Source organism: Oricola indica (assembly GCF_965227485.1).
Taxonomy (GTDB): domain Bacteria; phylum Pseudomonadota; class Alphaproteobacteria; order Rhizobiales; family Rhizobiaceae; genus Oricola; species Oricola indica.
In genome coordinates, this window is the sequence record NZ_OZ245747.1 from 3,158,760 (window position 1) to 3,171,901 (window position 13,142).

General features: G+C 63.1%; 11 protein-coding genes. 4 read left to right on the forward strand and 7 right to left on the reverse strand.

The window, feature by feature from the left end; translation table 11 throughout:
• Positions 1 to 82: 82 nt before the first annotated feature.
• The gene (locus ACQK2M_RS15870; protein WP_425418585.1) at positions 83 to 1,579 is read right to left on the reverse strand and encodes a glycosyltransferase family 39 protein; all 1,497 of its coding nucleotides are present in this window, start codon (positions 1,577 to 1,579) and stop codon (positions 83 to 85) included.
• A gap of 150 nt (positions 1,580 to 1,729) precedes the next feature.
• A complete protein-coding gene (gene rpsD / locus ACQK2M_RS15875; RefSeq protein ID WP_223478655.1) occupies positions 1,730 to 2,347 on the reverse strand; it encodes a 30S ribosomal protein S4 in 618 nt (205 codons plus the stop codon).
• Positions 2,348 to 2,640: 293 nt separating this feature from the next.
• On the opposite strand from rpsD, the gene ACQK2M_RS15880 reads away from it, so the two are divergent.
• Positions 2,641 to 3,390 (forward strand): DUF4336 domain-containing protein, encoded by a 750-nt coding sequence (locus tag ACQK2M_RS15880; RefSeq protein ID WP_425418586.1) that lies wholly within the window; start codon positions 2,641 to 2,643, stop codon positions 3,388 to 3,390.
• Positions 3,391 to 3,403: 13 nt separating this feature from the next.
• Here the strand turns inward: ACQK2M_RS15880 and ACQK2M_RS15885 are convergent, their stop codons facing one another.
• The 3 genes from ACQK2M_RS15885 to ACQK2M_RS15895 form a co-directional block, all read right to left on the reverse strand.
• Positions 3,404 to 4,969: an ankyrin repeat domain-containing protein gene (locus tag ACQK2M_RS15885; protein WP_425418587.1), complete on the reverse strand. Its 1,566-nt coding sequence runs from the start codon at positions 4,967 to 4,969 to the stop codon at positions 3,404 to 3,406.
• A gap of 170 nt (positions 4,970 to 5,139) precedes the next feature.
• Positions 5,140 to 5,940 (reverse strand): glutamate racemase, encoded by an 801-nt coding sequence (gene murI, locus ACQK2M_RS15890; protein ID WP_425418588.1) that lies wholly within the window; start codon positions 5,938 to 5,940, stop codon positions 5,140 to 5,142.
• The gene (locus tag ACQK2M_RS15895) at positions 5,933 to 6,796 is read right to left on the reverse strand and encodes an RNA methyltransferase (protein ID WP_425418589.1); all 864 of its coding nucleotides are present in this window, start codon (positions 6,794 to 6,796) and stop codon (positions 5,933 to 5,935) included. The genes murI and ACQK2M_RS15895 overlap by 8 nt, the downstream gene beginning before the upstream one ends.
• A 205-nt stretch (positions 6,797 to 7,001) precedes the next feature.
• Between ACQK2M_RS15895 and ACQK2M_RS15900 the strand changes: the two genes are divergently transcribed.
• The 3 genes from ACQK2M_RS15900 to ACQK2M_RS15910 are packed head-to-tail and all read left to right on the forward strand — an operon-like array spanning position 7,002 to position 9,201.
• Positions 7,002 to 8,213, forward strand: a complete 1,212-nt coding sequence (locus ACQK2M_RS15900) for an NADP-dependent isocitrate dehydrogenase (protein ID WP_425418590.1) — start codon at positions 7,002 to 7,004, stop codon at positions 8,211 to 8,213.
• A gap of 29 nt (positions 8,214 to 8,242) precedes the next feature.
• Positions 8,243 to 8,599, forward strand: coding sequence for a hypothetical protein (locus tag ACQK2M_RS15905; RefSeq protein ID WP_425418591.1), 357 nt, complete (start codon positions 8,243 to 8,245; stop codon positions 8,597 to 8,599).
• Positions 8,596 to 9,201 carry a DedA family protein gene (locus ACQK2M_RS15910; protein WP_425418592.1) on the forward strand — a complete coding sequence of 202 codons (606 nt, stop codon included), beginning with the start codon at positions 8,596 to 8,598 and terminating at the stop codon, positions 9,199 to 9,201. The genes ACQK2M_RS15905 and ACQK2M_RS15910 overlap by 4 nt, the downstream gene beginning before the upstream one ends.
• 6 nt (positions 9,202 to 9,207) lie before the next feature.
• On the opposite strand, the gene alaS is transcribed toward ACQK2M_RS15910, so the two are convergent.
• Positions 9,208 to 11,868, reverse strand: a complete 2,661-nt coding sequence (alaS, locus tag ACQK2M_RS15915) for an alanine--tRNA ligase (RefSeq protein ID WP_425418593.1) — start codon at positions 11,866 to 11,868, stop codon at positions 9,208 to 9,210.
• A gap of 188 nt (positions 11,869 to 12,056) precedes the next feature.
• A complete protein-coding gene (gene recA / locus ACQK2M_RS15920; protein ID WP_425418594.1) occupies positions 12,057 to 13,136 on the reverse strand; it encodes a recombinase RecA in 1,080 nt (359 codons plus the stop codon).
• Positions 13,137 to 13,142: the final 6 nt, after the last annotated feature.

Here is a 13,142-nt window from a genome sequence, read left to right on the forward strand (position 1 = left end):
CGACCGGTGTCTGCAGGTTCATTTCATGTGCTCCCGGGAAGCCTTCGAAGTGTCTGGATTCGTGCGCATGGCGCTATCGCCGTCAACCCTCGGGCGGCCGAATAAAGAGGGTGACGGTGTAATCGCTTTTCCGTGACGCCCCCTTGGGCGGCGGAACGGTCAGAACCCGCTTGATCTCATCCCTGTCCTCGAAATCCGGCCTGTCCGCACAGCTCTCACTCAGGCACAGGATCATGTATCCGTGCTCGGCGATATCGTCTCGCGTGATCCAGTCACCCCGCACGAGTGCGTTTTCGTTGAACGCCATGGGCGTGAATCGCGAATAGAACGTTGCGCCGAAGGCGAGAATCCGGTCGCCATTCGTATACATCAGCGGCGCGCCGGTGATGTCGAACCAGACGTCGTCCGCTTCGTGAATGATATCCGCCACCGGCAAGTCCGAATTCGCCCGTCCCTGCGAGAGCACTATACCGCGAATGAAAGGCGACAGCGCCAGCAGGCACGCAATGAACCCGATGATGAACACCGGCGCCGTCCTCGGATGCCGATCGACAAGCGGCGCGGGCAACTGCAATACGATGAGGATCGGCGCGAAAATGAAGAACGGGACCGACCAGTTGCTGGTGAGCGGCGCCCAGACAATGAGCCCGAGCAGCATGGTAAGCGGAATTGGCAGCAACCCGACCGAAAGCAGTGCGCGCCCGCGTGCGGTTTCGGTCAGCGCCATGAACTGGTGCATGGCGAACAGCGGTTGTCCATCGCGCCAACGCCGGTGAAGCGCGGCCACGCCGAAACCCGGAAGGGCGTACAGCACCTGCGCAAAAAAGAACTCGACCTGGCTCCCAAGGATATTCGACGCGGTACGCGCGCCCTGCTTGGCGACGGCGAATTCGAATGAGGTGAAATCGTTTCTATACAGCCAGACAAGATGCGGCATGAGCACGACGGCGAAGACAGCAGCCGCAGCGACTGGCAAGGCACTCCGCCACAGGCGACGCGCGGAGGGATCGGCAAGCGAATGCACAAGGATCGCGAGCAGCAAGACCGCCGAAAGATACTTCGAAAGCATGGCGAGGGCTGTCCAGAGCCCCAACTGCAATGCGTCGGCGATCCGTCCTTTTTCGAGGATCCGCAGATAGGCAAGAAATGACAGCGCCCAGAACGGCAACATCGCCGAATTGGCGTTGTAAGTCAGGGACATGAAGCCAAGGAGAGGAAGCGCGAGCGCCACTGCCAGGGCGACGACAATCTGTCGCGAATTCAGGAACCGCTTGGCGATGTGCAGCATCACGAGATAGCTGACGGCGATATTCGCCGCGGCGAGGAAGCGATACGCAAGATCGGTGCGCGGGAATATCTTGAACCATGCGGCCGTGATCCAGCCGAAGAGTGGCGGATGGTTTACGTTTCCGAGTTGCCAGCGAATGCCCCATGCGTGGTTCTCGACCATGTCCGCGAACTGGTCGAGATTGTATTGCGACCACTGGCCGTAAGCAGTCCAGAACAGGAAAATCGCGAACAGAAGCGCGTAAGCCAGCAGCGGGACGCGCGCATGGGACGGCTTCAATTCTGATGTCATTTCCCCACCCTTCCGATTCCACGTATCAGACACGCGCTATCGATCAAATGAAACGCGCAGTCGCGCATCTGGCGAAGCTGCCCCACCCAAAGCAAAAACGGGACAGCGAATGCCGTCCCGTTCGAATGATGTCCGCGATGGCCGTCGGGCTTATCGCGAGTAGAACTCGACCACGAGGTTCGGTTCCATCTGCACCGGATACGGCACGTCGCCGAGCGCGGGAACGCGCGCGAAGGTCGCGACCATCTTGTTGTGGTCGGCGTCGATATAGTCCGGCACGTCGCGTTCGGCGAGCTGGGTCGCTTCGAGAACGAGTGCCATCTGCTTCGACTTCTCGCGGATTTCGATCACGTCACCCACGCGGCAGCGGAAGGACGGGATGTTCGTGCGCGTGCCGTTGACCAAGACATGGCCGTGATTGACGAACTGGCGCGCGGCGAAGATCGTCGGAACGAATTTCGCACGGTAGACGATGGCGTCGAGGCGGCTTTCCAGCAGGCCGATCAGAAGCTCCGGCGTATCGCCCTTGCGACGCGATGCTTCCTCATAGACCTTGCGGAACTGCTTCTCGGAGATGTCGCCGTAGTAGCCCTTGAGCTTCTGCTTGGCGCGCAGCTGAACGCCGAAATCGGACAGCTTGCCCTTGCGGCGCTGGCCGTGCTGGCCGGGGCCGTATTCACGGCGGTTGACCGGGGACTTCGGACGGCCCCAGATGTTTTCGCCCATGCGGCGGTCGATTTTGTACTTGGACGATTCGCGCTTGCTCATCGCATTTCCTTTCAAACGGTTGTGTCCGGAACCAACGTCCCGGACCGAAGGAAACGCACCCTCCTCTGCCGGCCTTTTTCGCCGACTGACAGGACAGCCCACGCACGCATTGCGATACTGTCCACGGGATACGTCAAATAAAATGCAGGGCCGAAAGCCCTGCACTGCCGGGTCTTTATAAAGCAATCGGCGGATAGTCAAGCATTGCGGTTTTTTCGGACCCAGGCGCTGTCGACAGACCTTGCCCGCGCATGCAAATTTCCGGCGACGAATCCCGCCAAGAGGAACATCGCATGGTCGGCAGCTACGATCCCTACGAGCCCCTGAACACACCGATCGCGATCGGCCCCGACATATGGATCGTGAACGGGCCGGTTTTGCAATGGGGATACGGCATTCCGGTCAAATGGCCCTTCCCCACCCGCATGACGATCATCCTCCTGCCCGATGGCGGATTGTGGCTGCATTCACCGACGCACCCCGACGAAAGCCTGCTGGCCGCGGTCGAGGCCCTGGGGCCGGTCAGGCATCTCGTCTCGCCCAACCTGATCCATCACGTATCGATCGGCGCCTGGGCGGAGCGGTTTCCGGACGCGAAGGTCTGGGCCTCTCCAAACGTGCGCAAACGCTCGGAGGTGGCCTTCACCGACGATCTCTCCGATTTGCCGCCGGACGACTGGGCCCCGGTGATCGATCAGCGCATCGCGCGCGGCAGCAAAATTCTCGAAGAAGTCGTCTTCTTCCACAAGGCGTCCCGGGTGCTGATCCTGACCGACCTGATCGAAAACTTCGAGGACGAGCGCCTGCACGGATGGCTCGCACGGTTCATGTACAAGTTGATCGGCGTGATGGCGCCGAACGGGCGCGCGCCGCGCGATATGCGCGCCACCTTCGCCGGGCATCATGACAGACTGCGCCCGGTCATCGAGTGGATGATCGACTGTCATCCGGACAAGGTTGTCATCGCGCACGGCAAGTGGTTCGAGCAGGACGGCGAGGCGGAGATCCGCCGCGCCTTTTCGTGGGTGCACGGCATCGGCTGATGCCGCGCGACCGTCACTTTCCCTCCAGTGCCGCTTCGATGATTGCCGTCACCGCTTCGCTTCCCATCAGCAGGTCACCGCGATCCGGATTGATCGAACATCCCGCTTCGATCAGCAATTCGACCGTGCGCTCGTAATCGCCGGCCGCCGCTTCCGGACAGTTTGTCGAGCCGTGGATCGCCGTGCCAAGTGCGTTCGCTCCATGGACGTTGCGATGTTCCAGATCCTGCGGAAATTGCAGCAGGAAAGCGACATGATCCGCCAACCCGAACCATGCGGCCCCGTGAAGCGCCGTGATGCTCTCTTGCTGGTCGCGATAGTCTGGATCGAAGCCGGCAGCCACCAGCGCCTTCAGACGTTCGAGACCGCCGGCCATGCGCGCGACTTCGATATGAAGCGCCTGTTCCTCCGGATGCAGCGACGCGATCAGCTCGCCCGATCGGGGCATGAAAGCATCCGCCGCCCCCGCATCCCCATCGACAGCCGCTGCCAGGAACCGCTCGTTCTCGGCAAGCGGCGACGCCGCTCCCCTCGCCTCAAGTGCCTGTGCGGCGTCCCGGTTGCCGTAAATCCGGGCGAGCGCATAGGCGGTATGACCAAGATATAGCGCGGACGGGTCGGCGCCGGCATCCAGCAGGAGATCGACGAAACGGCCATCCCTGCCACGCCTGATGGCGTGATGGAGCGAATTGCCCCGTTCGCTTCGATGCGCGACCATCCACTGGGTCGGGCATTCGTTCGGGTCCGCGCCATAGTCGAGCATCATCCGCGCGCCTTCCAGATTGTCGAAATCGAGCATGCGAAAAAAGGCGTTTGTGCCGTTCAGCGTCGCGCCATGCTCCATCATGAGGCGAATACCGTCGAGATGGCCGAGTTCGCACGCATGATAGAAGGACTCGTTATCGTCCGGGTTCGCTCCCCGCTCCAGCAGATGTCGCGCCAGCTTCACATGTCCGGAATGGCCGAGCGCTCCATAGAGCGCGGAGAGCTTGAATCCCTCGGGTTCGCGCGGATCGGCCGGCATGGTGTCGTCGATGTCCGCGCCGCTTTCGATCAGAAGATCGGCGACGGCGATCGCGTCATCAGCGCTTTCCGGCCACATCCGCCAGTAACGCGAAAATGTCAGGAACAGGATAGGCGAACGGCTTCCGAACCGTCGCGTCGCCGCATCGGGGTCTCTTTCGAGTATGGCCGCCACGGCCTGCCGGTCATAGAGCGCCGCCTTCAGGCCGAGATGCCCGCCGGTAAGCGACGGATCGCTTTCGAGCAACCGTTCGGCCTGCGGTTTCCAGCCCTCGAAAAGCGCCTGCGCCAGCCGCCGCTGGCGGCCTTCCCGGTTGAGCGCCCGGGTCTCGATGTCGAATTTCAGCGCCGGCCAGCTTCCATATCCCGCCTCGCGGGCGATTGCGTGGAGGCAGTCCGCATGACGCGCCGTCTCGGGCGCGCGCCCGGTCGCCGCGGCGATGCGCGCCAGCGCCTGCCCATCGCCGTTGCGTACTGCGCGCTTCAGGGCCTTGGCCGCCTTGCGGTAGCTCGCCAGGCGCGCGGGTTCATTGGATATTTCGGATGATCGTGTCATCGGTCTTTCCCTCGCATCTCCCGTGGTCCACTGATCGGGAAAAGGAAAGCCGAATGGCTGTCAGTCATGTCAGGCGGGCGGCAATGAAGCCTCTCCGTGGACCGGGCGGCGCCCCGCGGCACCACCAGCAAGACTAAGCGAAGGCACGCAAAAATCAAGCTGCGGCGGCTCTAGGCTATCGTGAGGCCGAAGCCCTGCATCAGCCGGCCAAGTTCCGGCGTGGAGTTGCCGGAGGTGAACACCGCCAGATCGGGGCCTTCCGGCCGTCCGGGTTGCGTGTCCATCGTATCGGCAAGCGACTGGGCGCGCCGCGCGATCGCCTCGGATGTATCGATCCAGTCGACCGGCCAGGGCGCCATCTTTCTGAACCGGTTCACCAGGAACGGATAATGGGTGCATGCGAGCACCACGATGTCGGTGCGCCGGCCATCCTCTTCGCGGAAACAGGGTGCAATTTCGCGCCTTACCGCCTCTTCGTCCACCATCTCGCCACGCACATAGGTTTCCGCCATCGCGGCGAGATTGTCGCTTCCAACCAATCGGACATGGCATTTCTGCGCATATTGGCGAATCAGTTCACGCGTATATTGCCGCTTGACCGTACCCGGCGTCGCCAGAACCGAAACCATGCCGGAGCGCGTACGCTCGGCGGCAGGCTTGATCGCCGGCACGGTGCCGACAAAGGTTTCACCGGGAAAGACCGCGCGCAGATGGTCGATGGCGAGCGTAGAGGCGGTGTTGCAGGCAATCACCGAGAGCGCGGGAGAATAATCGTCGAGCAGCCGCGCGAACAGCGCCGTCATATGCTCGCGCAAGGCGTCCTCCTCCCACGCACCATAGGGAAAGGCGGCGTCGTCGGCGACATAGATATACCGCCAATCCGGCATCAGCACGCGCGCCTCGCGAAGAACCGACAATCCGCCGATGCCGCTGTCGAAGAACAGGGCCGTGCGCTGCCGCTGGTCAGTCATCGGAGCGCTCCGGCGCGGGCTTGCGCTTTGAGCGCTTTCCGCCGGTCGAGGCGCGACGCGGATCGTCGCCGGGAGAGCCCGAGCCGCGCGGCGCGGAGGGCGAGAACCTGTCGAGGCTGGAGATGATACCCCTCAGCAGCCGGATTTCCTCGGATGAAAAGCCGGCCCGCGTCAGCACCGCGCGGTAGTTCTCCACCTGCACGGGTTTGCGCTCCGGCGGCCTGAAATAGCCGCGGCTCTCCAGCGCCTGCTCCATCTGGTCGAACAGGCCGAAGAGTTCCTGCTTGGGCGCGATGGCGAATTCCGGTCCGGCGAAAGGAAGGTCTTCGGCGTCCTTCATGCCGGATTTCATCCATTCATAGCTCATCAGCAGCACCGCCTGCGCCAGGTTGAGCGAGGCGAAGGCAGGATTGACGGGAAACGTGACGATATCGTCGGCAAGCCCGACTTCCGCGTTGTCGAGGCCAAAGCGTTCGCGTCCGAACAGGATTGCCGTCCGGGTGCCGACGCCGAAATGCGCGCGCAGGTTTTCCGCCGCCTGCATCGGACCGAGCACGGTCTTGAAGCCTTCGCGCTGGCGCGCGGTCGTCGCAACGACATAGGAACAGTCGGTCAGCGCATCGGCCACGCTGTCGAACAGGCGCGCGCCTTCAAGCACGTGGATCGCGCCGCTCGCCGCTGCTTCGGCCTTCGGATTGGGCCAGCCGTCGCGCGGGCTGACGATGCGCAATTCCGCAAGGCCGAAATTGGCCATCGCGCGCGCGACCATGCCGATATTCTCGCCGAGCTGCGGCTCGACCAGCACGATCGCCGGTCCCTCCGCGATCATCCCGCGTTTTCTGTCCGTTCCCGCCATGATGTCCGTTCGCTGATCCGGAAAACACGCACCTGCCACAACCGGCCCGACATGGAAATATCCCCGGTGCAGAAACTGCGCGTCGGTTGCTTGTCCAGTGCGTCGTTTTCGACGATGGCACCGTTTGCACGCGACAAACGGCTTTGCTATAGCCACGCCACTCTCCACAGCCGCGTTTGCGGCGCACAATCAACCGAGGAAACCCATGGCAAAGATCAAGGTCGACAATCCGGTCGTTGAGCTCGACGGCGACGAGATGACCCGCATCATCTGGCAGTTCATCAAGGACAAGCTGATCCACCCCTATCTCGATATCGACCTCAAATATTACGATCTTGGCATCGAGAAGCGCGACGAGACCGACGACCAGATCACTGTCGATGCGGCCAACGCCATCAAGGAGTACGGCGTCGGCGTGAAATGCGCGACGATCACGCCGGACGAGGCGCGCGTCGAGGAATTCGGCCTGAAGCGCATGTATCGCTCGCCCAACGGCACGATCCGCAACATCCTTGGTGGTGTGATCTTCCGCGAGCCGATCATCTGCAAGAACGTCCCGCGGCTCGTGCCGGGCTGGACGCAGCCGATCATCGTGGGCCGCCATGCTTTCGGCGACCAGTACCGCGCCACCGACTTCCATTTCCCAGGCAAGGGCAAGCTGACGATGAAATTCGTCGGCGAAGACGGCACCGAAATCGAACGCGAGGTCTTCGACGCGCCGTCCGCCGGCGTCGCCATGGGCATGTACAACCTCGACGACTCCATCACCGATTTCGCGCGTGCCTCCCTCAATTACGGCCTGCAACGCAAGGTGCCGGTCTATCTGTCGACCAAGAACACAATCCTCAAGGTCTATGACGGGCGCTTCAAGGACATCTTCCAGCAGATCTACGAGTCCGAGTTCAAGGCCAAGTTCGAGGAAGCCAAGATCTGGTACGAACACCGCCTGATCGACGACATGGTGGCAGCGGCCCTGAAATGGTCCGGCGGCTATGTTTGGGCCTGCAAGAACTACGATGGCGACGTCCAGTCCGACACGGTCGCTCAGGGCTTCGGTTCGCTCGGCCTGATGACTTCGGTCCTGATGACGCCGGACGGCAAGACCGTCGAGGCCGAAGCCGCTCACGGCACGGTCACGCGCCACTTCCGCCAGCACGAGGCCGGCCAGGAAACCTCGACGAACTCGATCGCCTCGATCTTCGCCTGGACGCGCGGTCTCGCCCACCGCGCCAAGCTCGACGACAATGCCGAGCTGGCACGGTTCGCCACGACGCTCGAAAAGGTCTGCGTCGATACGGTCGAATCCGGCCACATGACCAAGGATCTCGCCCTGCTCATCGGTCCGGATCAGCCCTGGCTCTCCACGACCGGGTTCCTCGACAAGATCGACGAGAACCTGCAGAAGGCCATGGCCTGACCTTTGAAACCTGACGCCGGAGGGGCGGTTTGAACCAAACGATCCGCACCCTCTGGCGAAACAACAGGCTTCTGGTGATCGCCTTCGCGATCGCCCTCTCCCTGACGATCCTCTTCGGCGTCCGAACGACTGCGTTCTTCATCTACTGGTCCGCCCATCAGGACGTGCCGGTGGCCGGATGGATGCCGGCCGGTTATGTCGCGAAATCCTACCGCGTCGAGATCGAAACCGTGCGCGAGGCTCTCGGCCTCGATCCGCAGGACCGCGACCGCCGGCCGATCGCGCGGATCGCCGCCGATCGCGGCGTGCCGGTCGACGAGCTGATCGGCCGCGTCAACGCGGCGCTGCGCGAGGCCCGCGCCGACGAGGCGACAGACGGGCAATGACCGAGACGATCCTTTCGGTCTTTTCCGTCTACGGGGCTCCGGCCCTGTTCGCGATCGTCGCCGCGGGCCAGTTCGGGATACCCCTGCCGACATCCATCCTGCTGCTGACGGCCGGCGCCCTGCAGGCGGATGGCGACCTGTCCTTCTGGCAGCTTTTCGCATGGGGGCTGGCCGGCGCGGTCGTCGGCGACCATGTCGGTTACCTGATCGGGCGTTTCGCGGCCTCCGCCATACGAGACCGCATCGGCCGTTGGCCGGCGGCGCAGAAGCAATTGCTCAAGGCGGAAGCCTTCACGCGCAAATGGGGCGACGGCTCGATCTTCCTGAGCCGCTGGCTGTTCAGCCCGCTCGGGCCCTATGTCAACTTGACGAGCGGCCTGTCCTCGCACCCCGTGCACCGGTTCTCAATGGCCGATATCGCCGGAGAAATCGTTTGGATCGGCGGCTATCTTTCGCTCGGCGCGGTCTTTGCCCAGTCGATCGCCGAGCTGGCGGACATCGTCGCCAACGCGGCATGGATGATCGGCGCGGGTGTCATCACGCTGATCCTCGGCTGGCAGTTGCTGGTTCGGCTACGCAGGATAAAAGCGAAAACCGAATAGACGCTTCTACCCGGCGAGCGCTTCGCGAACCGCATCGACCGCAGCCTTGGCGTTCGCGCCATCCGGTCCGCCGGCCTGCGCCATGTCCGGGCGGCCGCCGCCGCCCTTCCCGCCAAGCGCCACAGACGCGACCCTGACGAGATCGACGGCGTTGAACTTGTCCGTCAGGTCGCCCGTGACGGCAACCACGACGCTGCCCTTGCCGTCCTCCGAGGACGCCGCGAACACGACGACACCGCTGCCGAGCGACTGTTTGGCCTCGTCGGCCATCGGCTTCAGGTCCTTCGGCGAAACGCCTTTGACGACACGGCCGACAAATTTCGTTCCGGCGACCTCTTCGGGGCCTTCACCGGCTCCGCCCGCCGGACCGGCAAGCGCCAGCGCCTTTTTGGCTTCGGTCAGTTCGCGCTCAAGCTTGCGGCGTTCCTCGACCAGCGCTTCGATGCGCGGCAGGATATCGTCCGGATTGGTCTTGAGCACCGCCGCGACCGCACGCACGCGCTCGTCCTGTTCGGCCAGATAATCGCGCGCCGCATCGCCCGTCAGCGCCTCGATACGGCGCACGCCCGATGCCACGGCGGTTTCGGCGATGACATGGGTCAGGCCGATCTCGCCGGTGTTGCGGACATGGGTGCCGCCGCACAGTTCGATGGAGTAGGTCTTGCCCTTCTTCTCCCCGCGCTCCGCGGTGCCCATCGAGACGACGCGGACCTCGTCGGCATATTTCTCGCCGAACAGCGCCATGGCGCCCGTCTCGCGCGCATCTTCCAGCGCCATCAGCCGCGTGCGCACCGGCGCATTCTGAAGGATGATCTCGTTGGCGATATCGGCAACCTCCTCCAGTTCGTCCGCCGTCATCGGCTTGGGATGGGAGAAGTCGAAGCGCAGGCGGTCGGCCGCCACAAGCGAGCCCTTCTGCGCCACATGGGTGCCGAGCACCTCGCGCAGCGCCTCATGAATGAGGTGCGTGGCCGAGTGGTTGGACCGCAGACGCGTGCGCCGATCGTGATCGATTTCCAGCTCGACCTCGTCTCCAGGTTTCAGCGTGCCTTCCGTCACCGTTCCGAAATGCACGAAAAGACCGTCGGCCTTCTTCTGCGTTTCCGTCACAGTCACTGTCACGCCGTCGGTCCGGATCGTGCCGCGGTCACCCTGCTGGCCGCCGGATTCGCCGTAGAACGGGGTCTGGTTGACGATGATCGCGACCTCGTCGCCGGTATTCGCCTCGGCGAGTTCCTCACCGTCGCGCACCAGCGCATAGACGACGCCTTCCGCCTTCTCCGCCTCGTAGCCGAGGAATTCCGTCGCGCCATATTTCTCGCGCAGCGAAAACCATACGGATTCCGTCGCCTGGTCACCGGAGCCGTGCCAGTTGGCGCGCGCCTCGGCGCGCTGCCTTTCCATGGCGGCGTTGAACGTCTCCATGTCGACCGAGACGCCGCGCTGACGCAGAGCATCCTGTGTCAGGTCGAGCGGGAACCCATAAGTATCGTAGAGCTTGAAAGCGGTCTCGCCGTCGAGCGCGTCGCCTTCGGCCAATCCGGCGCTGGCTTCGTTGAGCAGGGACAGGCCACGATCGAGCGTGCGACGGAAGCGGGTTTCCTCTAGCAGGAGCGTTTCCTCGACGAGCGGTTGCGCACGCACCAGTTCCGGATAAGCCTGGCCCATCTCATGGACCAGCGCCGGCACCAACCGGTGCATCAGCGGCTCCTTGACGCCCAGCAGTTCGGCGTGGCGCATGGCGCGGCGCATGATGCGGCGCAGCACATAGCCGCGTCCCTCATTGGAGGGCAACACGCCGTCCGCGATCAGGAAGCTGGATGCGCGCAGATGGTCGGCGATCACGCGGTGGCTCGCGCGGTTTGCACCTTCTGCCGCCGTTTTTGTCAGTTCCTCCGACGTCGCGATCAGATGGCGGAACAGATCGATATCGTAATTGTCGTGTTCGCCCTGCAGCACCGCAGCGATGCGCTCGAGACCCATGCCGGTGTCGATGGACGGACGCGGCAGGTCGACGCGCTCATCGACGGTCATCTGCTCGTATTGCATGAAGACGAGGTTCCAGATCTCGATGAACCGGTCGCCATCCTCATCCGGGCTTCCGGGCGGGCCGCCCGGGATGCCCTCGCCGTGATCGTAGAAGATCTCCGAGCACGGCCCGCACGGACCTGTGTCGCCCATGGCCCAGAAATTGTCATGGGTCGGAATGCGGATGATCTTTTCGTCCGGCAGGCCGGCGATCTTCTTCCAGAGCGAGAACGCGTCGTCATCCGTGTGGTAGACCGTGACGAGCAGCTTGTCGGCGGGAATGCCGTATTCCTTGGTGATCAGGTTCCAGGCAAGCTCGATCGCGCGTTCCTTGAAATAGTCACCGAAAGAGAAATTGCCCAGCATCTCGAAGAAGGTGTGGTGACGCGCGGTGTAGCCGACATTGTCGAGGTCGTTGTGCTTGCCGCCGGCGCGCACGCATTTCTGCGACGTTACGGCGCGCGAATAGGGCCGCTTTTCCAGACCGGTGAAGACGTTCTTGAACTGCACCATCCCGGCATTGACGAACATCAGCGTCGGGTCGTTGTGCGGAACCAGCGGGCTCGACGCGACGACCTCATGTTCGTTCTGCGCGAAATAGTCGAGAAATGTCTTTCGAATGTCGTTGACGCTGCTCATGAAATCCTGCCTGCAAGGAGCGCGGGAAAGCTCCGGAAAGGCCATTGCCTTACTCAATCGGACCCGGCTCTGTCCAGCATATCGGTCAGGCGGCCGGATCAATCAAGCGAAAGGCCCGGAGCGCCAGAAGCACACCGGGCCTTGCCCATGTCTTTCGGTCGCGGGCCGGAGCTATCCCGGCCGCCGCGTTACCCTTCGGCGACGGTGTCGTCCTCCCCGGGACCGCCTTCGAGAAACTTCTCGGCGATCAGGCCGGCATTCTGACGCAACGCGAGTTCGATCTCGTCGGCGATCATCGGGTTCTCACGCAGGAACTGCTTGGAGTTCTCGCGCCCCTGCCCGAGCCGCTGGCTGTCATAGGAGAACCATGCGCCCGACTTCTCGACGATACCCGCCTTCACGCCGAGATCGATCAGTTCGCCGGTCTTCGAAACGCCCTCGCCATACATGATGTCGAATTCGACCTGCTTGAAGGGCGGCGCCATCTTGTTCTTCACGACCTTGACGCGGGTCTGGTTACCGACCACCTCGTCGCGATCCTTGACCGCGCCGATCCGGCGGATGTCGAGGCGGACCGAGGCATAGAATTTGAGCGCATTGCCGCCGGTCGTCGTCTCAGGCGAGCCGAACATCACGCCGATCTTCATGCGGATCTGGTTGATGAAGATCACCATCGTGTTGGAGCGCGAGATCGACGCGGTGAGCTTGCGCAGCGCCTGGCTCATCAGCCTTGCCTGAAGGCCCGGCAGCGAATCGCCCATCTCGCCCTCGATCTCGGCGCGCGGCGTCAGTGCCGCGACCGAGTCGATCACCAGCACGTCACAGGCGCCGGAGCGCACCAGCGTGTCGGCGATCTCGAGCGCCTGCTCGCCGGTGTCCGGCTGCGAGATCAACAGATCTTCCAGCGCGACGCCAAGCTTGCGCGCATAGACCGGGTCGAGTGCGTGCTCGGCATCGACGAAGGCGCAGATGCCGCCACTCTTCTGCGCTTCGGCGACGACCTGAAGCGCCAGCGTCGTCTTGCCCGAGCTTTCCGGACCGTAGATCTCGATGATGCGTCCCTTGGGAAGCCCGCCGATCCCCAGCGCGATATCGAGGCCGAGCGAGCCGGTCGAAACCGTTTCGATCTCGACGACCTGTTCATTGGCGCCCAGCCGCATGATGGACCCCTTGCCGAAGGTCCTCTCGATCTGCGAGAGCGCCGCATCCAATGCTTTCGACTTGTCCACCTGTTTGTCCTCAACCAGACGCAAACTGTTCTGAGCCATGTTTCT